Annotated in this window: 21 protein-coding genes; 14 read left to right on the top strand and 7 right to left on the bottom strand. The window is 39.3% G+C overall.

Annotated elements, in window-relative coordinates; all coding sequences use genetic code 11:
- Positions 1-262: 262 nt before the first annotated feature.
- From CALSC_RS16390 to CALSC_RS16380, 3 genes are all read left to right on the top strand, one after another.
- A complete protein-coding gene (locus CALSC_RS16390) occupies positions 263-772 on the top strand; it encodes a hypothetical protein (RefSeq protein WP_088242382.1) in 510 nt (169 codons plus the stop codon).
- A gap of 238 nt (positions 773-1,010) precedes the next feature.
- Positions 1,011-2,942: a serine/threonine-protein kinase gene (locus tag CALSC_RS16385; RefSeq protein ID WP_088242381.1), complete on the top strand. Its 1,932-nt coding sequence runs from the start codon at positions 1,011-1,013 to the stop codon at positions 2,940-2,942.
- Between the two features lie 165 nt (positions 2,943-3,107).
- Positions 3,108-3,848 carry a hypothetical protein gene (locus CALSC_RS16380; protein WP_143288277.1) on the top strand — a complete coding sequence of 247 codons (741 nt, stop codon included), beginning with the start codon at positions 3,108-3,110 and terminating at the stop codon, positions 3,846-3,848.
- A gap of 407 nt (positions 3,849-4,255) precedes the next feature.
- On the opposite strand, the gene CALSC_RS16375 is transcribed toward CALSC_RS16380, so the two are convergent.
- Together CALSC_RS16375 and CALSC_RS16370 are read right to left on the bottom strand one after the other, a co-directional pair.
- Complete coding sequence (locus CALSC_RS16375; RefSeq protein ID WP_088242379.1) at positions 4,256-7,747, bottom strand: SUMF1/EgtB/PvdO family nonheme iron enzyme; 3,492 nt, start codon at positions 7,745-7,747, stop codon at positions 4,256-4,258.
- A 150-nt stretch (positions 7,748-7,897) separates the two neighbouring features.
- Positions 7,898-8,713: a carbohydrate ABC transporter permease gene (locus CALSC_RS16370; protein ID WP_088242383.1), complete on the bottom strand. Its 816-nt coding sequence runs from the start codon at positions 8,711-8,713 to the stop codon at positions 7,898-7,900.
- Positions 8,714-9,274: 561 nt separating this feature from the next.
- Here CALSC_RS16370 and CALSC_RS16365 point away from each other — a divergent pair.
- From CALSC_RS16365 to folE, 5 genes are all read left to right on the top strand, one after another.
- On the top strand, positions 9,275-9,964 hold the full coding sequence (locus tag CALSC_RS16365) for an aldehyde oxygenase (deformylating) (RefSeq protein WP_088242378.1): 690 nt from the start codon (positions 9,275-9,277) through the stop codon (positions 9,962-9,964).
- A gap of 309 nt (positions 9,965-10,273) precedes the next feature.
- Complete coding sequence (locus tag CALSC_RS16360; protein WP_088242377.1) at positions 10,274-11,293, top strand: long-chain acyl-[acyl-carrier-protein] reductase; 1,020 nt, start codon at positions 10,274-10,276, stop codon at positions 11,291-11,293.
- A 117-nt stretch (positions 11,294-11,410) separates the two neighbouring features.
- Positions 11,411-12,394, top strand: a complete 984-nt coding sequence (locus CALSC_RS16355; RefSeq protein ID WP_088242376.1) for an acetyl-CoA carboxylase carboxyltransferase subunit alpha — start codon at positions 11,411-11,413, stop codon at positions 12,392-12,394.
- Positions 12,395-13,007: 613 nt separating this feature from the next.
- A complete protein-coding gene (locus CALSC_RS16350; protein ID WP_088242375.1) occupies positions 13,008-13,733 on the top strand; it encodes an SDR family oxidoreductase in 726 nt (241 codons plus the stop codon).
- Positions 13,734-13,815: 82 nt separating this feature from the next.
- A complete protein-coding gene (folE, locus tag CALSC_RS16345; RefSeq protein ID WP_088242374.1) occupies positions 13,816-14,535 on the top strand; it encodes a GTP cyclohydrolase I FolE in 720 nt (239 codons plus the stop codon).
- A 290-nt stretch (positions 14,536-14,825) separates the two neighbouring features.
- On the opposite strand, the gene CALSC_RS16340 is transcribed toward folE, so the two are convergent.
- On the bottom strand, positions 14,826-15,464 hold the full coding sequence (locus tag CALSC_RS16340; protein ID WP_088242373.1) for a phosphoribosylanthranilate isomerase: 639 nt from the start codon (positions 15,462-15,464) through the stop codon (positions 14,826-14,828).
- Positions 15,465-15,844: 380 nt separating this feature from the next.
- Between CALSC_RS16340 and psaK the strand changes: the two genes are divergently transcribed.
- The 5 genes from psaK (at position 15,845) to CALSC_RS16315 (ending at position 22,157) form a co-directional block, all read left to right on the top strand.
- Complete coding sequence (gene psaK, locus CALSC_RS16335) at positions 15,845-16,093, top strand: photosystem I reaction center subunit PsaK (protein ID WP_088242372.1); 249 nt, start codon at positions 15,845-15,847, stop codon at positions 16,091-16,093.
- A 489-nt stretch (positions 16,094-16,582) separates the two neighbouring features.
- Positions 16,583-17,815, top strand: a complete 1,233-nt coding sequence (locus CALSC_RS16330) for a site-2 protease family protein (protein ID WP_088242371.1) — start codon at positions 16,583-16,585, stop codon at positions 17,813-17,815.
- Between the two features lie 101 nt (positions 17,816-17,916).
- Entirely contained in the window at positions 17,917-19,323 is a 1,407-nt protein-coding gene (gene mgtE, locus CALSC_RS16325) for a magnesium transporter (RefSeq protein ID WP_088242370.1), read from the top strand.
- Positions 19,324-19,795: 472 nt separating this feature from the next.
- Positions 19,796-21,400: a peptide ligase PGM1-related protein gene (locus tag CALSC_RS16320; protein ID WP_088242369.1), complete on the top strand. Its 1,605-nt coding sequence runs from the start codon at positions 19,796-19,798 to the stop codon at positions 21,398-21,400.
- Positions 21,401-21,527: 127 nt separating this feature from the next.
- Positions 21,528-22,157: a Uma2 family endonuclease gene (locus tag CALSC_RS16315; protein ID WP_088242368.1), complete on the top strand. Its 630-nt coding sequence runs from the start codon at positions 21,528-21,530 to the stop codon at positions 22,155-22,157.
- Between the two features lie 24 nt (positions 22,158-22,181).
- Here CALSC_RS16315 and CALSC_RS16310 read toward each other — a convergent pair whose 3' ends face one another.
- From CALSC_RS16310 to CALSC_RS16295, 4 genes are all read right to left on the bottom strand, one after another.
- Positions 22,182-22,643: a hypothetical protein gene (locus CALSC_RS16310; protein ID WP_235006814.1), complete on the bottom strand. Its 462-nt coding sequence runs from the start codon at positions 22,641-22,643 to the stop codon at positions 22,182-22,184.
- A 27-nt stretch (positions 22,644-22,670) separates the two neighbouring features.
- Complete coding sequence (locus CALSC_RS16305) at positions 22,671-23,009, bottom strand: YtxH domain-containing protein (RefSeq protein WP_088242367.1); 339 nt, start codon at positions 23,007-23,009, stop codon at positions 22,671-22,673.
- 130 nt (positions 23,010-23,139) lie between these two features.
- Complete coding sequence (locus CALSC_RS16300) at positions 23,140-23,433, bottom strand: hypothetical protein (RefSeq protein WP_088242366.1); 294 nt, start codon at positions 23,431-23,433, stop codon at positions 23,140-23,142.
- Positions 23,434-23,534: 101 nt separating this feature from the next.
- On the bottom strand, positions 23,535-24,167 hold the full coding sequence (locus tag CALSC_RS16295) for a PAP/fibrillin family protein (RefSeq protein WP_088242365.1): 633 nt from the start codon (positions 24,165-24,167) through the stop codon (positions 23,535-23,537).
- 127 nt (positions 24,168-24,294) lie between these two features.
- Between CALSC_RS16295 and CALSC_RS16290 the strand changes: the two genes are divergently transcribed.
- On the top strand, positions 24,295-24,609 hold the full coding sequence (locus CALSC_RS16290; RefSeq protein WP_088242364.1) for a muconolactone Delta-isomerase: 315 nt from the start codon (positions 24,295-24,297) through the stop codon (positions 24,607-24,609).
- The last annotated feature ends 46 nt before the right edge of the window (positions 24,610-24,655 follow it).

The following is a 24,655-nucleotide window of genomic DNA, read 5'->3' as shown; positions in this document are numbered from 1 at the left end:
CAGTTATTACTTGCACGTATTCCTATAAGGTGCTGATGTTTACAAAATATGAAGATTTATCAATAAGTGTGAAGACTGAGAGGCTAAAATTTTACTAAGTTTTATTTTAAAATTTCAGCGAAAAAGTTACCATATTTGAATAGTCTAATACTGAGATTTAATGAACACAAGTAATGTTGTGTATCCAGGAATAAATTCAATTCTATTAAACTTAATATTTCCAGATTATTTATAATAATTAATCATCAGTATATTAACAAATATGAATCAATCAATTAAAAATTCAGAAAATACTCAATTTTCTAACGTTATGCCAGTGTGGAAATTTTGTACATTATACCTTTTTACAGGAGGATTATATCAACTTCCCTGGGCACATAAGCAATGGAAAATGTTCAAGGAGAGGGAAACTTTAAATCTTAGTGCTTGGTTTCGTGCTTGGTTTTTCCCTTTTTATTTATATAGTTTGGCACAAAAGGCTTTTGCGATCGCAGAGGAGCAAGGTTATAGAGAAAAACATTCACCGTTTTGGGTGACTCTTGTTTATTGGATCTTTCTGGTATTACAAACATTACCCAGTGTTTGGGGGTTAATATCGATTTTTGCGATTCTGCCTTTAATAACTGTTTTAAAAGCCATGAATTATTACTGGGAACAGCAACAACCAGATTTACCAATTCAGGAATCTTTTACGGGTAGGGAAATTGTCTGGATTATAATAGGAGTAATTTTATGGCTATTCATAATTATTGGTTTGTTAACTGAAAGCTAGAAGTATTCATAATATATTTTATTTTTGTATATTTGAAATAATTCAATAAGATTAATCTAGATATAGCATTACCAAAGCACGTTAGAATATTTTTGAATACTGAAACCTATGAACAGTAAACTTATTACTTGTTACTTATTACCTGCACGTAGCGCTATAAAATATGGCGGAAATATAATAACCAGTTTTGATTCTATAGGTAGATAAATAAATATACGATAAAATAATTGATATTAGCATGAGCTATTGTTTAAACCCCCTTTGCAGCAAACCCCAAAATCCTACTGATGCTAATTTTTGTCTCAGTTGTGGTTCTAAACTATTACTAAAAGAAAGATATCGCGCCCTGAGTCAACTAGGCGAAGGTGGCTTTGGCAAAACCTATCGTGCTATCGATGAAGATAGAATGAATGAGCCTTGTGTCATCAAGCAATTTTTACCTGCACCAGAAATTCAAGGTAATTCCCAAGCCTTAAAAAAAGCAATTGAATTATTTAACCAAGAAGCAGTTAGATTATATGAATTAGGCAAGCATAATCGGATTCCGGGGATGTTGGCTTATTTTGAACAAGACAAACGTCTATATTTATTACAGGAGTTTGTGGATGGGAATAATTTATTACAAGAATTAGAACGGCACGGAGTTTATAATGAAGGCCAAATTTGGCAGATTTTGACGGATTTATTGCCAGTATTAAAATACATTCACGAACATAGTGTAATTCATCGAGACATTAAGCCAGAAAATATTATTCTCCGTCAAAGCGATCACGCTTTGGTAATAATTGATTTTGGAGTATCAAAACAAGCTAGCGGTACAGTACTTTCCGGGAATCGAGGCACTATGGCTGGTACGCCAGGATATGCCCCAGATGAACAGATTCGTTTTGGAGAAGCATATAATGCCAGTGACCTCTATGCATTAGGTGCTACATGCGTTCACTTACTTACCGGTTTACACCCCACCACCCTATACAGTCCTTGGGAAGCTCGGTGGTTATGGTCAGAACATCTGCAAAAAACAGGCAGTTCTGTTAGTAGTAAACTGGAGTCAATTTTAGATAAACTACTCAAAGATAGGGTTAGCGATCGCTATCAATCTGTGGATGATGTATTAGCAGACATAGAATTCAGCACCTCTGCATCTTCTACTCCTACAGTCATTCCATCCAAATCATCAAACACAATTCCCTCCACAATCATAAACACTCCCCCACAGCAATATCAATCCCCTCCAACAACCCCAAGTGGGCAAAAATGGCAATGCATTCACACCCTCACCAGCCATGTCGCCGCAGTCCGCTCTGTGACTATTAGTACCGATGGTGAAACCCTAGCTAGTGGCAGTGATGATAATACAATTAAGATTTGGCAACTACATAAAGGCAATTTAGTCAATACCCTCACCTCTCCATCAGGCTTATTTAAACGAGAAGGAACCTGGTTTACTGACATTGCTTTTAGTCGTGATGGTCAAAATTTAGCCAGTGGTAGTTTAGACAAAAACATCAAAATTTGGGATTGGCGGGGTAGCAAAGTTATTCGCAGTCAAAAAGCCCATAGTGATTCAGTATATGCGATCGCTTTTAGTCCCGATGGACAAACCCTAGTTAGCGGTAGTCGCAATAACACAATTAGACTGTGGAAATTACCATTATTACAGCAAAATCGCAGTCTCAACGGACACACTAACTCTATTTCTAGTCTCGCCATTAGTCGGGATGGTCAAATTCTAGTTAGTGGTAGCCGGGATAATACAGTTAAAGTTTGGAACTTATTAACTGGTAATCTCATACGTACATTTACTGGACATCAAGATTGGATATATGGGGTTGCTATCACTCCAGATGGTCAAAGTGTTGCTAGTGGTAGCCGTGATAAAACCATTCAACTTTGGCATCCAGACACGGGAAATGTGGTTCGTTCCTTTATTGGACATACAGATTGGGTGACAGCAGTGGTAATTAGCCCCCAAGGGGATTTACTGGTTAGTGGTAGTCGTGACAAGACAATTAAATTGTGGAACCTGGAGAATGGGCAATTAATTGATACCCTCATCGGGCATTTAGAATTAATTCATTCCCTTGATATTAGTCCTGATGGTAAGACTATTGTTAGTAGTAGTAATGACGGAGCGATAAAAATTTGGCAGTGTAATTACTGGTATTAATTGTACCTAACTTAGATGAAAACGGCTTTATTTTTCTATTACACAAACAACACAAGTAGATGTGGAAAATACTAAGTACAAATCATAGTGTTGAGAGATAAAATAAAACAATTTCAAGCCAAAATTATAGCAACTCCAAAAAATAATTTTAGGAAACAAAAAATAATGAGCCAATCTGTAAACCTTCAGGAGATGGCGATTACTATCGCTGTGCAAAAAAATAATCCCACAATTTTAGCCCCAGATTTTCTTAAATATACTGGTATTGTTCCTAGTGAATGGGAATTGGCGAGGGAACCTGTAAGAAATAATTCTGTTGCTCAAGTTACGTTCCAAAATGGCATTAGCATTGTTTCCCAATTTAATAGAATTATATTCTCAGAAGTAATTGCTACCAAAGAACCTCAAGATATTGAAGTTAACACTATAGCTCGTAGATATGTAGAGAAGTTATCCCAAGCTCAGTATCAAGGAATTGGTATAAATTTTGGCGGATATGTCCTCTTTGCTCAGTCAGAACAAGCATCCCGTGATTTTATCTTGAACAACTTACTACAACCTGGTCCCTGGAGTGAGTTTGGTAATGCACCAGTACAAGCTGCAATGAAGTTTTCCTACACTTTGGAAGGAAAACAACTCAATTTAGAAGTGAATCAAGCTGCAATTAAATTTCCGGATAAAAAGTTAGTCCCAGCAGTTTTATTTTCCGGTAACTTTAATTATTCACTTTCTAAAGAGGGTGAGAATAATCAAGTTGACAATATTGTGAAAGCGATCGCAGGGTGGCAAACTGATTTAGATACATATAAAGAAGTTGTCAATACCAAATTTTTCAACCCCGAAACTTCCTCAGATAGTTATGAAGTGAAAATTGCTTCAGACAATTCTCTGGTTTTCCCTAATTAAGTAGTTTGATATATTTAGAGAATATTTAGAACAGACCAAAAAACAAATTATTCCGTAGGGGCACGGCATCAACAATCTATAGGATTATAGAATAATCTCACCCACGCCGTGCCCTTTGTCTGGTTAACATAGATTGCATCAGTCATAATCATCATTCAGAATCAAATAATCCCAATTCAAATAATATTTGCGACACATAAATTATTTGTCAGGGCACGGCAGCAGTAAAATAATTTATATATTAAAAGATTGTTGATGTTCCCTACCCATCTCTCCCATTATTCGTTCAAAGCGGTAAAAATACTTGAAAAACGTAATATTTGAAAATTTTTTTGATCGCTCAACTCCTTTAGCGTAACGGAGGGTAAAAAAGAGTGTAGAGGGCTATAGGGCTAGAGTGTAAAGGGCTACTTAAGAGTCTTCGGCGCGGCAACACATACAACCCGCAGCCCGATATAGCTGTAATCGTAGCCTGGGTCGTAGAGGTCGCGGAAGGCGGAGCGGCAGTTCTCTGGATCGTTGACCCACGAACCACCCCGCAGCACACAAGAATGATTCTCATTTTTACTGGCTACCCATGCGCTATCATCTATGGGCGCACCTTCATAGTTATCATGGAAGTGGTCAGCACACCATTCCAAGACATTCCCATGCATATCATACAAACCAAAGGCATTAGGTGGAAATTGTCCTACAGGGGTGGTTGTTTCCCGGTATTCTCCTTCAGATTCCTCAGCAAAAGTTTTACTGGCAATATAATTAGCTAAATCAGCAGTAATAGTCTCACCAAAATGAAAAGGTGTAGTAGTTCCAGCACGACAAGCATATTCCCATTCTGCTTCACTGGGAAGGCGATATTGTCTGCCTGTATACTGGGAAAGGCGATCGCAAAATTCCACTGCATCATACCAAGAAACTCTATCTACAGGGTGATTATCTCCTTTAAAATGAGAAGGTTCTGCTTTTAAAGCTTGGTTTACTTTGGGTAATGCTGCAACTGCTTTCCACTGTGCCTGTGTCACAGGATATTTACCCATGAAGAAAGTTTTAACAGTTACTTGATGTTGTGGTTTTTCTCTTCTAAACCTATCCCAATCAAATTTCTCAACCAGCCTTTCTACTTCCTCATCTTCCGTACCCATCATAAATTTACCACTAGGAATAGCAACCAAGTCCAAACCCACACCATTACCCAAATTCTCAGTAAAATATGCAGCTTGATTCTGTTCTCGTTGAATTTCCTGTCCTTGGTTATTAACGGTGACAACATCAAATTCACACAGTGGTAGAGGTGACTGTATTCCACACACCATCAATCTGCGGACAAAATTTGGGAAAATATCTTTAGTATTAGCAGAATAATTCAAACACCATAAGTTAGGTAAATGTCCTGTAATCTGATGTCCACCAAGAACTTCCCGAATCGTGGCTTGTATTCTTAAACTAAAACTTCCCTTAGAGTAATGTAACCACAATCTATCAATAGTATGGAGTTCTTCACAGGGAAAGTTTTTAATGGACTCAACATCAAAATTACCAGCACTTTCCCGATTAGCCACCTTGAGCATAATTTGCGCTGTTTCCTCATCAGCTTGTTCCCATGCCTCAGTTGCAAGGTAATTAACCAGTTTGGTATATGCTGTGGAAATCTTAGCTCTAATGACTCGAATACCTTTTCTGTCTAGATTGCTGGTATTACTTCCTCCAATAGTCCAACATTCTAATTGCTGATATTCTGTTCTCGCTACAATTTCTTGAGTTTCCTGAACAGTAGGCAGTCTGTAATAATAGATATTCTCAGTATCTTCATTATTGGTAATTAACAATGAAACATTGCCATTCAACCAAGTACAAAACTGAATTGCATTCTGATAACTAATGCCAGTAATTGGTCTTTTGGCACTTCCAGATGGAAAGTGGAACTGTGAATTTAATTGCTCGTTAACAAAAAGTTGATATTCCGCACAATTAATATAACTGCGGTCAATGGAAATATTATCATCAATCACCAATAAACGATTCAATCTGCGAGATAAACTCACTTGTGCTGCCATTGTTGCAATCTCAGATTCACTAGATTCTAAACCTGATACCAGAATTTCTTCTAATTGGCGCTGAGTTGCCCTTTCTACCTTTTGTTTACCACCTTCTTGTAGACAATCATAAGCCAAACTTAATGAAGCAACGGTGGGTTCTTGCAGCGCACATTGAACAAGTTTTGTATTATCCTGACTTTGGGCAGCATAAAGGCGAATAGTTTCTGCCCAACTAGAATTGAGGAAATGTTGAATTAATATATTTTCCTGATTTTTATCTGCTTGAATTAACTTTTTCAATTCAACAGCAGCTAAATATTCTTGAAAACTTAAATGAGCAAACTCGTAACTGCCTATTTCCTTTTCTACAATTAAACCCACATTATTTTTAATAATTTCCAGCCATTCTTTCACAGTCAATTGATTGGTAGATACTTTTTTTAACTCCTCTTGAATTAATGATTGAGCTTCTGGGGAAGTAAATTTTTGATTTCCCTTTTGCATCAAATCAAGTGCTAGTTTCTGCAACAGTAATTGGTTTTGTTCTGCTATTAGGGGTAAGTTGAGTTTCTTGGCATAAATTCGCCTACCCAACAAAACATCACAAATTTCCTTGTAAAGTTCTACCCTTCTCCCTGGTAGTGCATTTCCCAAATAGTGAACAGTTGCAATCATTGTCACCAGCAAAGGATTACTTGCCATTTTCCGAATCGCTGGATTCTGAAGTAGTGCTTCAATCAAATCCTTTGCTTTCTCTTCCGCCTCCTGTCGCACTGCTGGAGTATTGCGCCTTTGCTGGTTAACCTCAGTTTGCTCATACCATTTGTGAATAAATCCCTTCATCTGAGCCAAGGAGAAAGGCTGCACTGCTAATACCCTATCCACCTGTTCCCCTAAAATCTCCCTTTGATAACCGTGGGGACGGGATGTGAGAATAAAAGTAGCCTGGGAGTAATTTCTCATTTGTTCGCTCACCCATCGGCTCACCTGGGAGCGTTCACTCTTCTTGGTAACTTCATCCAATCCATCCAACATTACCAAGCACTTACCATTGTTTAAACGTGACTCAAACCAATTGGGTGGTGGGTTGAGTTTCTTAGACGAAGGTAAACGTTTAACTTCTTCTCGAATTAGTTCGCTGAGACTGGGAGGTTTTTGTTTGATGAGTTGCTCGCGTACATCCCTTAACCGTAATAATACAGGGATGAAATTGGGTGCTTGAGCTTTGTTTTTATCCTTGCGGTGGCTTCTTTTGGCATAGGTGAGGGTAATATGTTGCAGAAGAGTAGTTTTACCCGAACCTGGTGGGGCAAGAATTACGATACATCGGTCATGACCAATTTTCCCAGAACTCTTGGCTAAAAAATGCCAAATTTCCCCACTCTTTTGTGACTCTGCTAATCTTGGTTTTAAAGCCGGTTTAACATCTGTGATAATTCCCCCAGCAACATTTCGGGGAACAGAACTGGCGACTTTGAGGGGAACAAACACATCCTCTAGATTTAATGCAGATAAGCCAATATTGAATCCTTCAGTTTTCAACTTCAGGCATTTATCTATCAAACTGCGGTAATACTTATCTTGAAAACCAGACGCTATCCACCGTAGTTTATCTGGTAAAGTATCAGCTTGTTTCAGTAAAGACTTGGCTGAATTTTTCCCCCGTTCATTAACCCCTTTCTCCAGCTCTTCCATAAAGCCAGTACTGAACTTTGCCCACAAAGACAAACCAGCCGTAACCATTGATGATACTACAGCTTCCTTCCATTGTTGAGTGAACACAAAATGACCTGTTGCAGCTCCTCCAATACCCGTAGGGAACCATTTGATCAAATCCTTCAGCCATTTAGGTGTTTGCTGCATTGTTCAAGAAGAGGCAGGGGAGCAGGGAGCAGGGAGCAGGGAGTAGGAAGCAGGGGGCAGGGGGCAGGGAGTGGGGGAGATAATGGGTAAGGTGGGCACTGCCCACCCTACGAAACTCTGCTAAAATCCAAAATCCAAAATCTAAAATTGTCAATTCTTAATCCCAGTACTAGCAACCCCCTGAATAAACTGACGTTGACCCAAAAGAAATAGAATTAATACTGGGATAGTGGTAATAATAACTGCTGCCATTAACAAAGACCAGTTATTAGTGTATAACTCCTGAAATCCCGCCAATGCTAATTGTACTGTCCTTAATTCCGGTCGCGTCGTAAAAACCAAGGGCTTAAATAAATCGTTCCATTCACCAATGAAAGTGAACAAAAATAATGTCAACAAAGCAGGACGTGACAAAGGTAACATGATTCGCCATAAAATTTGTAGCCGAGTAGCTCCATCTATGGCTGCGGCTTCCTCTAACTCTACAGGAATCGTTTGAAAATATTGTTTAAGTAAGAAAATCCCGAAACCATTCGCCGCAGTCGGTAAAATAATTGCCCAGTAAGTATTAATTAAATGTCCCCATTTCAATACCAAAAAAATAGGGATTACCAACATTTGAAAGGGAATGACCAAAGTTGCCAAGATAATTAATAACAGTCCTTGCTTTCCCCAAAATTTTAATCTTGCTAAAGCATAGCCAGCTAATGCCGAAGTGATTATTTGTAACGCCGTAACTGCCAGAGCAACTAAAGTAGAATTGGCAAATGCTAGTAAAAACTTACCCCTTTGCCAAGCATCCCCATAATTAGCCAAAGACAATCCATCAGTTCCCTTTTGTGTCAGGGATGTAAAGAGCACCACCACTAATGGTAGTAAGACAATCCCCATCCCTAAAACTAAAATGGCAATGCTCAACCATAGAGAATATTTAGGCTGCCAATTAGATTTAAATATGAATCCCATCAAATCATTATATTGTTTAACACTAGAGTATTTAGTTGTGTCTTGAATCCTAGCAGCATGGTTGTATTGTACAATCAAGTGCGTTCTATCGGAGAGTCATAGACGCTCTGGAGTATTATGAAACGGAGATTGCAAGCAAATATGAGCAATTGTGATTAATTGTTAGCTTTTTGACTACTGTTAATTAACCCCCACAAAGGCTAATCTATTACATAGTGATTTATTAAGTTAGATTAAACCAGTGTAGCTGATACCAGGACTAAAACCCTTGTAAAAGCTATTTATCTCAGTTGAGGATGAAAGGATGAAGTCAAAGGTTGTTCATCGGATAACACCAACCCCTAAATTTAACCCACGGATCGAATGTTGTGGCGGTGCATCCTTGTTTCTACTCTCTGAATTTATCCTCAGGGTTGGCTTCATGAATTCATACTTTCCATATCTTGCAGATTCTTAGTTTTGTCAGTCTAGGAACTGTAAACAAACGTTGTCCTTAGTTTAGAGGATAAATGAAACGTTTAGTTTTAGATAATTGATAACATCCAGGAGTAAATATTGACGATGCAGCAGCTTGTTACTCAACCTAAAATTGATTTTTCCAGCGAAATATATAAAGATGCTTACAGTCGCATTAATGCAATCGTAATTGAAGGGGAACAAGAAGCCCATGAAAATTACATCAAACTGGCTGAACTGCTGCCCGCAGATAAGGAACAATTGATTCGCTTATCTAAAATGGAGAATCGCCACAAGAAAGGTTTTGAAGCTTGTGGACGTAACTTGCAAGTCACCCCTGACATGAAATTTGCCCAGGATTTTTTCGCTGGCTTGCATGAAAACTTCCAAGCAGCAGCCGCAGAAGGCAAAGTAGTTACTTGCTTGCTAATTCAATCTTTAATTATCGAATGTTTTGCGATCGCTGCATACAACATCTACATCCCTGTCGCCGATGATTTTGCACGTAAAATTACGGAAGGTGTTGTTAAAGAAGAATACAGCCATTTAAACTTTGGGGAAGTATGGTTAAATGAACACTTTGAGTCATCAAAAGCTGAATTAGAAGCAGCAAACCGTGAAAATCTTCCCATTGTCTGGAGAATGCTGAATGAAGTGGAAAAAGACGCGGAAATTTTGGCAATGGAAAAAGAAGCTTTGATAGAAGATTTTATGATTCAATACGGAGAAGCTTTAAGTAATATCGGCTTTTCTACCCGTGACATTATGCGTCTATCGGTATATGGACTGAGGTGATGAGGTGATGGGGGAAGCAGGGAAGGAGTGAAAGAGGGAAGGAGGGAAGGAGGGAAGGAGGGAAAGAGAAAAAATCCTAAGTTTACAGTAGGCATTTCCACAACTGTAGAGGCACATCCTCTAAACTCCACTCCCTCACTCCCCCACTCCCTCACTCTTTCACTCTCCCACTCCTCCACTCTCCTACTCTCCCATTCCCTCGTTCCTAGCTTTTCTTACCCTTTGTGTAGTATTTTTAAGATTTAGTAATACCTTAACCCGAATTACCTGCCAGCTTTTATAGAAGCACACGCTTAACAAATATAGTTCATGTTTGGTCTTATAGGACATCTGACGAGTTTACAACACGCTCAACTAGTAGCCAGAGAATTGGGATATCCCGAATATGCCGATCAAGGGCTAGATTTTTGGTGCAGTGCCCCACCGCAAATAGTAGATAGCATTAGTGTTACTAGTGTTACAGGGCAAAAAATTGAAGGTCGTTATGTGGAATCCTGCTTTTTACCAGAAATGCTAGCGAACAGGAGAATTAAAACCGCAACTCGCAAAATTTTGAATGCTATGGCTCATGCCCAAAAGAATGGCATTAATATCACAGCTTTAGGTGGTTTTTCCTCAATTATTTTTGAGAATTTTAACTTAAATAAATTTCCACAAGTTCGTAACATTAAACTAGAATTTGAACGCTTCACTACGGGTAACACTCATACGGCATACATTATTTGTCGACAAGTAGAGCAAGCATCACAGCAAGTAGGAATTGACCTGTCTCAAGCTACTGTGGCAATTTGTGGAGCAACAGGTGACATTGGTAGTGCAGTTTGTCGCTGGCTGGATAAAAAAACAGATGTCCAAGATTTGTTGTTAATTGCTCGTAACCAAGACCGATTGCAAGAATTACAAGCAGAACTAGGGCGTGGCAAAATTATGGCATTGGAAACAGCTTTACCCCTGGCTGATATAGTGGTTTGGGTTGCCAGTATGCCTAAGGGTTTAGAAATAGACACACAAACTTTTAAGAAACCTTGCCTATTAATCGATGGTGGTTATCCCAAAAACCTAGCAACTAAACTTCAGAATCCCGATATTCATGTGCTAAATGGTGGCATTGTGGAACATTCATTAGATATTGAATGGAAAATTATGCAAATTGTTAATATGGATGTACCAGCGCGACAATTGTTCGCTTGTTTTGCTGAATCTATGTTGCTGGAATTTGAGAAGTTATACACTAACTTTTCTTGGGGGCGAAATCAGATTACCGTAGACAAAATGGAGCAGATTGGTCAAATTTCAGTAAAACATGGATTTAGGCCACTGCTGGTTTAATAAGTTTTAAGTTGTGAGGTGTGAGCCATGAGTTTTAAAATCTAGAGGTTTTCATCATTCATTCACTCATAACTAACAACTCCTAAACTTTACATTCAATACAAAATAAATCTTAAGATGGCAACTACTGAGCGTAAACCGCTACTGTTAGATTTTGAAAAGCCACTGGCAGAATTAGCAAACCGAATTGAACAAATTCGTGAACTTGCAGAAGAAAATGGTGTTGATGTCTCTGGTCAAATTCGCCAGTTGGAAACTCGTGCGATGCAACTGCGCGAGGAAATTTTTACTAGCTTATCTCCCTCCCAGAAATTACAGGTAGCTCGTCATCCCCGTCGCCCCAGTACTCTTGACTATATTCAAGCAATTAGTGATGAATGGATAGAGTTACATGGCGATCGCTGTGGTGGTGATGACCCAGCGTTGGTAGGTGGTATTGGTCGCTTAGATGGACAGCCAGTAGTGATGTTGGGTCATCAAAAAGGTCGCGATACCAAGGATAATGTGGCTCGTAACTTTGGTATGCCTGCTCCAGGTGGCTACCGCAAAGCTCTCAGGCTAATGGAACACGCCAATAAGTTTGGGATGCCAATTCTTACCTTTATTGATACTCCCGGTGCTTGGGCAGGCATAGAAGCCGAACATAAAGGACAAGGGGAAGCGATCGCTTATAATCTCCGAGAAATGTTCCGTTTTGAAGTGCCTATTATTTGTACCGTGATTGGTGAAGGTGGTTCTGGTGGAGCTTTAGGTATTGGTGTCGGCGATCGCTTACTCATGTTTGAACACGCCGTTTATACCGTCGCTACCCCAGAAGCATGTGCCGCAATTTTATGGAAAGATGCCAGCAAAGCTCCCCAAGCAGCAGTAGCTTTAAAAATTATTTCCCACGATCTCAAAAACCTGGGCATTATTGACCAAATCCTTACAGAACCAGCCGGTGGTGCTCATTCTGATCCCCTGTCAGCAGCAAAAATTCTCAAAGATGCTCTATTAACCAACTTAGAGTTAATCAGGCATTTAACTCCCCAGGAAAGACAGCAACAACGGTATGAAAAATTCCGCAAAATTGGTGTTTTTACCGAAATTTCTCACTCATAACCACAAATATTATTCATTGGCATAATACCAGTGTTATAATTGCCTATGGTATGTAAATATTTCTAACAATCTGAATCAACCATAGGCATTTGCATTTTTGGGAGATAGAAGACTTTAGCGTTGAACGTTCAGCTCGTTTGGGTATCTAAACCAAGCTATCTTGCGAGGGGATATATCACCAGAAAACTAGTAAGAAACGGCGTAAATCAACTATTTAAACAAGGCAAAAAGCTTACATGATAAGTATTTTGTTCTCTGAATATTGACCCAGTGAATATTTTTAATTTTGAATTGGGCGCAGTAGTACTAGTGGCGCATATCCAACGTTAATAACTATAGCCGATAAATATGGATAAGGTAGATGGAGAGCTACCCCTAGGGTATGCCTAGAAAATTGAGATTTCATACAATTATTTGTCAGGCAAATATAACGAATCATTGTTATATCTGACAGCGTGATAGATAATACTACGCCAATTTCGGCAACGCAGTATAGCATCTGTCACGAGCAATCATTCAGGTTTTGAGATGTGCTTCATCAGCGCAAATCTTAAAATCAGAATAGCCATGTGGCAATGGAATTTAAGAACTGCCAAAAAATTGAGAAAACAGCATGAGTGTTGAGCAGAAACGACGTGCCCTAATTACTGGGGCAAGTAGTGGAATTGGAAAAGCGACAGCTCTGGCATTTGCCAAGGCGGGAATAGACATCGCCCTAGTCAGCCGTTCTGTTGATAAATTGACTGCGGTAGCTACAGCTGCCGAGCATGTAGGAGCTACAGTCAAATTATATACTGTGGACTTAGCTTGTCTTGACCAAGTGCAATCAAAAATGCAAGCGATCGCCAGTGATTTTGGGGATATAGATATTTTGGTTAACAATGCTGGTATGGGCTATACCGGCAATTTAAAGGATACCTCCTTGCAGGAATGGCAAAAAGTACTAGATTTAAATATTACCAGCGTTTTCCAGTGTACTATGGGAATCTTACCAGCCATGCGAGCAAGAGGGATGGGAACAGTAATCAATATCTCCTCCGTGGCAGGAAAGCAAGCATTTTCCGGATGGGGAGCTTACTGTGTGAGTAAAGCAGGATTAATTGCCTTTTCCCAAGCATTGGCAGAGGAAGAGCGTAGTCATGGTATTCGCGTAACTACCATTTGTCCTGGAGCGGTAAACACAGAATTTTGGGACACAGAAACAGTGAATGCCGACTTTGATCGTTCCAATATGCTGACCCCAGAAATTGTGGCTCAATCAATTCTCCACGCCGCATTATTACCACAACAAGCAGCGATCGATGAATTGACTATCATGCCCAGTGCAGGGGTTCTATAAGCATCTAGGTGCTAAAAACAGAACATCAATCCCTTTGTATAATCCATCTCTCAAACACAAAAATTCTAGAAAGACTGACATCATGACTATTGCTAGTTCTAACGGTTCTAACGGTTCTAATTCTGCTAAATCCCCTCTAATTACTGAATTACAAGATGCTATTAATGGCACTATACCAGACCGTAATAACCTCAGTGGTAAGCAAGCTGATTTTCACCCACCGATGGAGGAAGGGATGGGAGAAATGCAGGAAGCAGTCAGAACACTATTGTTAGGAGTAGGGGAAGATCCGGAACGGGAAGGATTACTGAAAACACCAGAGCGAGTAGCAAAAGCCATGAGCTTTCTCACCAGTGGTTATAGACAATCTCTGGAAGAATTAGTTAATGGTGCCATCTTTGATGAAGGGAGCAATGAAATGGTACTAGTCCGGGATATAGATGTTTTTAGCCTATGTGAACACCATATGTTGCCTTTTATGGGTAAGGCTCATGTGGCTTATATCCCTAATCAAAAAGTTGTAGGACTGAGTAAACTAGCTCGCATTGTAGAAATGTATTCCCGTCGCCTACAAGTACAAGAGCGACTCACAAGACAAATTGCTGAGGCTGTTCAGACTATTCTCGCCCCCCAAGGTGTTGCTGTTGTCATTGAAGCTAGTCATATGTGCATGGTAATGCGTGGAGTACAAAAACCTGGCTCTTGGACTGTTACTAGTGCCATGTTAGGTGTTTTCCAAGAAGAGCAAAAAACTCGGGAAGAGTACTTCAACTTAATCCGCCATCAACCAAGATTTTTCTAAGGTATAAAGGTTGCATGATAGACATAGAGAAGGAAATTAGGTCGAAAAAAGTTACTTTTTGGTTGTTGTCAACTTAAAAGTGATTAAGTTTTTCCTTGGTCAAAATGAAATAGAGCCAGTCCTGATGACAAAATTTCGCCATCAAGGATGAAAATACCTCTTCTCTATCCCCCAACCCCTATTTTCAAATCAGAGACACCGGGTTTTATGCGCTGTAAAATTCAAATTTCCGGATTGAAAATGTTCATAAGCCCGGTTTTTCTGATTCATTTCAGGACTCGGTCGGTATTCTAGATTGAAACTTCATCCTTTAATTTTGCAAATAACTTAGCTACCTTATCTATATCCTTATCACCAGGAGCCCATTCTACTCCACTAGATAAATCAATGCCATGAGGATGTACATAACTAAGGGCATCCAAAATATTATCTGGTGTTAATCCTCCAGCTAAAAACCAAGGCTTGGGAGGGGAAAATTCTTTCAACATTTCCCAGTTTAGGGTTTTACCTGTACCACCCAACTGCTGGGGGTGATACGCATCAAGTAACAAGGTATCTACACAACAACTATAAATCTGTGCTTTTTGCAATGCTTCCCAACTATGTATTCTCAAAGCCTTAATAATTTCCGCATCTGGTAAATAATGACGTAATTGTTGACAAAAAGCTGGAGACTCATCTCCATGTAATTGCACCCCAGTTAATCCAGAGTTAGTTACTATACGAGCAATCTCTTCTGTAATAGTGTTGGCAAAAACACCTATTTTTGCAATCGTTGGTGGTAGTACTTCTACTACTGTCCTAATTTGACTGGGAGTAACGTAACGGGGTGAAGCGGAAACGCAAATAAATCCTAATGCATGGGCACCAAGTTTGGATATTGCTACTCCTTGGCTGGGTTGAGTAATTCCACAAATCTTAATTCGCATTCAAATTTGAAATATTGCCAATGGTTTAATTAGCCTTAATTATTTGTTAATCTTAGCAAGTTATGCCTGGAATTTCACACATATTATTACTGCTGTTGTTGGATTGTGTTAGTAAGTAGTGGTGTAAAATTTAATTTTTATTAAGAGTATGAGCGTAGTGTATAAGTCTACATGCATATACTGATTTGAAGTTATGCGATCACTTCCTAATATTTGAGTCAATCCATTCTGTAAACCAGCATAAGTTCACAATAATTAGTTATATATACTCAAAAACCCACTCTTTATTCATAAAATAAATATTTTTCAGTTTTTATCACCTAATTTATAATAATTTGGTCTGTGTTTACTGTAAATTTCCCATTCAGGAGATAAATTTAATGTCATTAATCTTACTAGCTGCTGCATCTGTTCCCGCAACACCAGAGTGGAACAACACTGTAGGGATAATTATTAGTGTTAGTTGCTTAGTATCTCTACTGCTAACCTTCAAAATCAAGCAGCCTCTAGTTGGTCCCAAGTTACCTTTTTTACCCATCAGTATTCCCGCATTTGTTGCTGCAATGTGCTTTGGTCATGCGATCGGTATTGGTATTGTTTTAGGATTAACTAATATCGGTCGGATCTAGGCTGGAGAATTATATCTAAATAATCGAGGGAATGGGGTGCATCCCAATTATGCCAAAATGCCCTAGGGTGTATTTTCAAACCCCAAAAGCCCTCAGGCTTTAGCCTGGGGCTACATAATCAGACTTTTTATAATATTTCAGATGGTAGCTTAATTTTTGCCGTTCTGTACTAGTAGTTTAATTCCTATCCTCTTCCAATTTCTCTCCTGATTCTTTCAATTGTCAGTTTTCATGGTACTTCACAATAATTGTCTATGCTAGAAATCACAGCTATCTCGTTTACGGAGTTGTAGCACTACCAAAGCACATTAGGACATTTTTGAATGCTGAAACCTATGAACAGTAAACTTATTACTTATTACTTGCGCGTAGCGCTATAGCTCATCATTACTATGGTTTTGTCTGCTTGGGCTGGAAAACATCAGGTGAGATTAGATAGTTTACTAAAGATTAAATAATATAGTTTATTTTGAAATCTAGGAAATATATATGCAAACAAATTGGAAAATAGGTTCTTTATTTGGGATTCCTCTATTTTTAGACCCCTTATGGTTTGTTATTTTAGCACTGGCGACCTTCAACTTTGGTATAGCTTACCAGGAATTGGGAACTATCCTCGCTTGGAGTGCAGGTATAGCCATGGCTCTATTGCTATTTGTTTCCGTGTTGTTGCATGAATTAGGTCATAGTTTAGTAGCCAAAGCCCAAGGTATAAAAGTTAATTCAATTACCCTGTTTTTATTCGGTGGTATTGCTGCCATTGAAGAAGAATCAAAAACACCAGTCAAAGCCTTTCAGGTGGCAATTGCTGGACCTGCGGTTAGTATTGCCCTGTTTGGCTTGCTTTATTTATGCAGTAATCTTTTGCCAGATACTACAATCCTCAGAACAATGGTAGAGAATTTGGCAAAAATAAACTTGGTTTTGGGTTTATTTAACCTGATTCCCGGCTTACCTTTGGATGGTGGACAAGTGTTAAAAGCAGCACTATGGCAGGCTACAGGCGATCGCTTTCAAGCGGTCAGATTAGCAGCCAAAGCAGGGCAAATTTTAGGCTATGTAGCGATCGCTTTTGGATTTTTAGTAGATTATTTGACAGGGGAGCTAGTAACTGGGTTGTGGATTGTCTTGTTGGGGTGGTTTGGGATTCGCAATGCCACTAGATATGACCGTGTAGCAATTTTACAATCAACTTTACTGCAATTAACTGCCGCCGATGTCATGACCCGTAATTTTCGTGTAGTAAATGCAAATTCATCTTTGCGTTCTTTTGCGGATATGTATTTATTAGCAGCAGACCAACCTTCACAGTCTCCAGTTTATTTTGCTGAGTCTGATGGACGTTACCGGGGTTTAGTTACCATTGATGATTTACGTCATGTGGAAAGAAGTAACTGGGAAACCCAAACCTTGCAAACTATTGTCCATCCCCTCACAGAAATCCCCACCGTTAATGAATCAACGGATTTGGCAGATGTTATTAATCAGCTTGAAAGCGAAAATTTACCTCATATTACCGTACTCACTCCCGCCGGTGCAGTAGCAGGTGTAATTGACAGAGGCGATATTGTCCAATCTTTAGCAGTTAAGCTGAACTTACGAATTGCAGATACTGAAATTAAACGTATTAAAACAGAAGGGAACTACCCTCCTGGTTTAGAATTAGGAGCGATAAGCCGAGGGCTTGACGCTTCGCGTAACGCTAAATCCACCAAAAATTAGTTTGAGTCGATGACATTGGAGAATTTATTTTTTGGTGTTCTTTCCCCTAGGTTAAAGGCAATAAGTTCGTAGAAAATAGGCTCTGGTAAGGTGGACTAACTGTGACTGAGACAAACAATAGTGCTTCTGTCCTCCGCGATGCCGATATGTCGCGCCGAGAACTAAGAGATTTAGTGAGAAAACAGCTACAAATGCTGTTGGAAGAAGGGGATTTACGTGGTGCTAAAGCTATTTTAGTTCCCGTACAACCTGTAGATATTGCCGAAGCCATTGAAGGTTTACCTGAAGCTATGCATGGCTTGGCATTTCGCTTACTTTCCAAGAATGAGGCAATTGAGGTTTATGAATATCTGGATTACAGTATCCAGGAACGGCTCATTGGGGAATTACGCAGCCACGATGTCCTAGATATTGTTGATAAGATGTCCCCGGATGATCGGGCTAGGTTGTTTGATGAATTACCAGCAAAAATCGTCAATCGTCTCTTAGACCAACTCAGCCCAGCAGAAAGACAAGCCACAGCCCAGTTATTAGGCTATGAAGCAGGTACGGCTGGGCGGATTATGACACCAGAGTTAATATCCCTGAAAGAAAATTTTACCGTGGCTGATGCTCTAGAAAGAATCCGTAGTTTAGCTAATGCCAGTGAAATTATTTATTACCTCTATATTACTGATGCAGCTCGTCATTTAACCGGGATTGTTTCCCTCAGAGAGTTGGTAGTTTCTCAAGCTAATCGCACAATGGGTGAGATTATGACTCGGGAAGTAGTGTTTGTCAATACATACGCGGATCAAGAAGAAGTAGCTAGGTCGATCCAAAGATATGACTTTTTGGCTGTACCTGTGGTGGATCGAGAACGGCGATTAGTCGGTATTGTTACGGTTGATGATGTAATTGATATTCTCGAAGAGGAAACCACTGAAGATATTTATGCTTTGGGTGGAGGGGTGCAATCTGGAGGTGACAACTACTTTCAAACTGGTTTACTGACTGTCGCTCGCAAGCGAGTTGTCTGGTTACTAGTGTTATTAGTAACTAATACCATTACTGGTACAATTATTAAATCAGAGGAAGCCATTTTACAAAAAGTTGTTACCTTGGCGGCATTTATTCCTTTGCTGACTGGTACTGGTGGTAATGTGGGGGCTCAATCGTCCACGGTGGTAATTCGGGGGATGAATACGGATGAGATTCACTCCTTGGGAACCTTACAGGTGATTGTGCGGGAAGGAATGGCTGGGGCTTTATTAGGGGGAATGCTAGGTTCCATTGCGACTGTTTGGGCTTTCTTTTTGCAAAAAGAGCCAGGAGTAGCGATCGCTGTTGGTTGCAGTCTCATGGCTATTTCAGTTTTAGCTTCTATTTCTGGTTCTGCTTTACCTTTTTTATTCCGTTTTCTACGACTAGATCCAGCTTTGATGTCAGCACCATTTATTACCACAGCAGTAGATGTGGCGGGAGTGTTAATTTATTTCAATTTGGCACGGATAATTCTTAAACTATAGCGCTATAGGCAAGTAATAAATAATAAGTAATAAGTAATAAGTTTACTGCTTATAGATTTGGGCCTTCAACAATATCTTAACTTATATGCGTAGTACTATAAAACCCACAATCGGAAGAATTTTCATGATTGATTGCGGGATATTTTCTTGAGGTAATGGCTTGAGAATTGTCAAGAGTTAAGGGTTAAGAGTTATGAATTAGAAAAAACTATTTTTTCTTTCATTCTATTTTCTTAAAATATCTAACGTTTAATGTGAATTGACTAATGACAACCTGTGAATTAGGTCTACAGCATTTAAAATGGAATTTTTAGATTCGGTTGAAAGCGCTTATTGTACAAGAGTCATTTTTTATTCACCTCAGACATATATCTAATAAAAAATATAAAAATCTGTATTTTATTATAGGCATCTGTATATTTATTGGGATATACCAGATAGAGCTAGAGGTAATAAGGGAGAAGCATATACCATGCAATTGCTAAATATTTCCGAGTTAAAACAAGTCGATAAATTTTGTCAGTTGCAATCGACTTTGCGCGATCGCTGGCAAAGTATTGACGGCTCAGCAAAGAGTGATGTCGATATTTTGGTGATTCCTTCCCTCAGTATCGATCAACGGGAACTCAAAAAAATAGAAGGTTGCGAACATTATGAAGAACGCCTACTATTTGCTTTGATTCGCCTGTGGAATCCCCGTAACAGATTAATTTATGTGACCTCTGTACCTCTGCATCCCAGTATTATTGACTACTATTTACAATTATTGCCCGGTATCCCCTTTTCCCATGCTCGCAATCGTTTGATGCTGCTTTCAACCTATGATGCATCTCTCAAACCCCTCAGCCAAAAAATTTTAGAACGTCCCCGCTTACTTAACCGCATTCGTCAAGCTCTGAGGGTTGATAAATCCTTTATGATCTGCTACAATTCCACAGATTTGGAAGCAGAACTATCTCTGAAATTGGGCGTACCTTTATATGCTGCGGCTCCTGATTTGCAGACTTGGGGCACAAAAAGCGGTAGTAGACAGATATTTGCAGAAAGTGGAGTCCCCCATCCAGATGGTAGCCAGCTGGTTTGGAATCACCAAGATTTGGCGATCGCAGCAGCCAAGTTATGGGAACGCCAACCCACATTAAAGAGGATGGTAGTGAAACTGAATGAGGGAGTTTCCGGAGAAGGTAATGCCCTGTTAGACTTACGAACAATCAACAATTTGGCACCTCCCAATGGATCCCATACTCAAAGAGTAGCCGCTATTAGCGATCGCTTTTCCCATTTGAGCTTCCAAGCCTCCCAGGAGACATGGGAGAACTTTTCCAGCAGAATTTTGGAATTAGGAGCCATTGTCGAAGCATTTGTAGAGGGAGAAATTAAGCGATCGCCTAGTGTTCAAGGTAGAATTACTCCTTTAGGAGAAGTAGAAATACTCTCTACCCATGACCAAATTTTGGGGGGACCAGATGATCAAATTTACCTTGGTTGTAGATTCCCTGCCGATGAATCTTATCGCTTGCAATTACAAGAGTTAGGGTTAAAAATTGGCGAGAAATTGGCAGAGAAGGGAGCCTTAGAGCGATATGGGGTAGATTTTATTACTGTAGAACAGGAAGATGGTACGTGGGATATTCAAGCAATTGAAATTAACTTGCGTAAAGGCGGTACTACCCACCCCTTTATGACCCTCAAATTATTAACTAATGGTCGTTATGATTTAGAAACAGGTTTATTTTGCAGTCAGCAAGGACGACCGAAGTATTACATTGCTACCGATAACCTCCAAAAGGAAAAATATCACGGGTTGCTTCCCAACGACTTAATGGATATTATTGCCCACCACAGACTACACTTTGATACTGGAACGGAGACAGGAACAGTTTTTCATTTAATGGGGTGCCTTTCTCAGTTTGGTAAGTTGGGATTAACCAGTATCGGTGATTCTCCAGAACAAGCAGAAGCAATTTATCACAAGGTGATCACTGTTCTCGATGAAGAAAATTTACAATGCGATCAAGATTTTTCTTCTTTCTCAGAGCATACATTTCCTATGAGTTGGGATGGGAATAGTTGTTAACAGTTATCAGTTATCAGTTATCAGTTCCCAGTTGTATCACCTGGATTTAAATCCTCCACCATACCTCTGATAGCTGTTCACTGATTTAAATACAATGAGTTTGAATCACAAACACTCAAAATGATCTATGACTCAAGCCAAAGCCGAACCCAATTTATACAGCTTTGATGAATTTATCAGCTGGTATCCCGAAAACTCAGAAGTCCGGTACGAACTGCATGATGGAGTAATTATCGAAATGCCCAAGCCAAAGGGGAAACATTCAAATTTAACAGGTTCCCTGATAGAGCAACTATTGATAGTTATTAGGCAAATTGGCAAAGGAAGTATTTGGACTATTCCTAGAGAGTCAATTGTCAAACCCCAACGGGAAAAATCAGGTTATGAACCGGACATTATCGTTTTGAACCAAGAAGTTATTGGGGCGGAATCTCGGTGGGAAAGTGAATCAATTATCCAAAATTCGGATTCAGTCAAATTAATTGTCGAGGTTGTTTCAATTAATTGGCGTGACGATTACTACAATAAACTTCGAGATTATGAAGAAATGGGCATCCAGGAATATTGGATTATTGATTATGCAGCATTGGAGGCGAGAAAGTTTATCGGTAACCCCAAGCAACCTACATTTTTTGTTTGTAATTTGGTTGACGGCGAATATCAGATGACGAGCTTTACGGGAAATACTCCCATTTTGTCCCCAATTTTTCCCCAGTTCAACTTCTCTGCACAGCAGATTTTTAACCTGGCTTTGTAGGACAAGTTTAGTCAGGGGCGTAGATTAAACATCTCTATCCCATTCTCGCGGAGTTGAGGATGAAGACCCTTTTTTTTGATTCAACGCAGAAAGGCGACGATTAATTAATTTTTTAGGTGATTGTGGGCGTGTAAAAGCTTTCCATGCTGTTTTCATCCCTATCAGAATACTACGGGTATTGATATTAACATTCTGGGCTTGCTTCCTCGCACCATCAATACTGCGGTCAACTTGTTTGACAATTTGAGTAGCACTTTTAACGCCTTCGCCAACATCATCACTTAAATCCGTAATTTCTAAACCCGTCATACGAATAGCATCTAAAGTAGGAGGCAGTTCTCGGGAAAGTGTATCAAATAATTTTTCGGCGCTGCGTGCTGCCCTTGCTAACTCTTGGAAAGCAGGTATAGCAGTTACTAACACCGCAGTTAAACTGACGGCGACTAGAAGAATAGATAATCCCAGCCAAAACAGAGGTTCGCTCACAGTTATATTATTTATTCTATTAGTTCTCTATGGCTGGGTTAAGGAATCTACATTTTCCAAGTTATTTTCTTGCTTCAAAGTTTGCTTTTCCCTCTGACTTGCGTCTACACCAGCTGCAATGGCTAATTGTAGTCTTTCTATAGTTTCACCCAAATTTAAGCGGGTATGATGATAAATACGGTCAGCCTGAATATGCAGACTTGTTGATAAATCTTCTGCAACTTCAGGGATAGCATTAGCTGATTTTTGCAACAGTTTACGTGTTTCCCGCCCTTTGCGTGGAGCTATAAGTAATCCTGTCAATGTACCAATGGCTGTCCCCAGCATTAAGCCGCCAATAAATACTCCAGAACCTTTGTTAGACATTTTGTACTTTCCCTCCTTACAACTATTGTATAGGTTTGTTATGGCTTGCAGGTTTCACAAAATTTTACCTGTTTTTCTGGAGTGACAACAGCTAAAGTACAAAAAGTTGTTATTTATTTAACTGCATAAGCTAGAGATAACGTCCCCACAATTGCTTGCTCCAAAGAATTAAGCGCATAATTTGTCGTAAATGGTGAATTTGCGCCTCTATTAACTGTTTTCTATGTCCTAGATGAGAAATATTTTTTTGACTCATAGATATTTTTTCTGGTGCTTGTTCGAGTAAGGTTTGAGTCTGACTATCAACAAAGATGATCCAATCTGTGATTTTGACTAAACGTAACCTTAATCGCCATAATTGCAAAGCCGTATAGAGTAACACCAGTGCAAGACTTGTGTTAAAGATGACGACAGTTATTATCATTACTTTTTTAATATTAGGATTACTATTTGATTTTTGAAAAAATCTCAGTACACTTTCTGCTCCCTGTTAAGAATCCCCCGTGTTTCCAATCGAGGGAGATGTCAAATATCCTCTGATTTAACGAGGATAAACAAACTACCCTCACCACCTCGTCCAATTCTCAAGGTTTCATCTAAATAAGTAATATCCAAATAAGGAATCCTCCCTTCAGGACTACGCGCTTGTACAACTTTTAAAGGGTCAAGTTGGGGAGTTTGAATCCCAATAATTCTGTTAATGGATAGATAACGCTTGTCAAAATAGACATTGATTCGTTTATCTGGTAGGGGAGAGCCATTTACCTTTGCTGGTTCAAAACTAGCAGTCACCTTCACATATCCGGAAACCAGTCCCAAAGGATGCTTGACAAAAGCGAGGTTGAAAAAAGATTTCTGGGAAACATCAATTTGCTGATAGACTCTACCTACTTTTAATCCCAATGGTAAGGAATCTAAAGAGCGTATTTCCCTAGCTGTTGAGTATAACAGTCGCCAAGTTCCTGCCAGTAAAGTAGGTGCATGGACTAGAGGATAGAGATTGGGATTCAAGCCTTCTAATTCCTCGGTGATTTGCTCAATTTCTACAACTAAGTTTTTGTCCAACTTTAAGCTTGTGACAGGTGAACCATCACCATTTGTTTGTATTTTGTCTAAGGTGGTTTGTAATTTTTCTTTAACTTTCAGTAAATTATTCAAAGGTTATTCCTTCTCTCAATTATTTTTACTTATAGTTTACTTGCCGAATATTGAATGAAATGTATAGGTAGTGATTTACTCTACTGTATGATTTGCAATTACAACCTAAGAAGTAAGAAAATTTACCATGTTATATCATTTAGATTTTCGTGTGGAGTACTCAGATAGTATGTCTCAACAAGACTTATTTGCTATCTGGGTAGAAGAAACGGATGCAGCTCTAGGTGCAAAAAAAGGAGGGACGGTTGTAGATGTATGGAAATGTGTAGGTACTAGGCGTGTAATTGCCATTGTGGATGTGCCTACCCCTGATAGTCTTGACCAAATTCTCTTTGATTTGCCAATCATGAAAAAAATGGGACAACATGTCCAAGTAGAAGTGACTTCTTTAAGAAAGTACGAAGATTTTGCTGCTGATATGAAAACTCGTTTAAACAGCTAGTACCCCCATTCTCTTGTACTTGCTCCGGACAAAATAGCTTCCAAAC

The organism is Calothrix rhizosoleniae SC01 (genome assembly GCF_900185595.1).
GTDB lineage: Bacteria > Cyanobacteriota > Cyanobacteriia > Cyanobacteriales > Nostocaceae > Calothrix_A > Calothrix_A rhizosoleniae.
The sequence above is the reverse complement of the archived record's forward strand: the minus strand, read 5'-3'. Positions and strand labels throughout refer to the sequence as shown.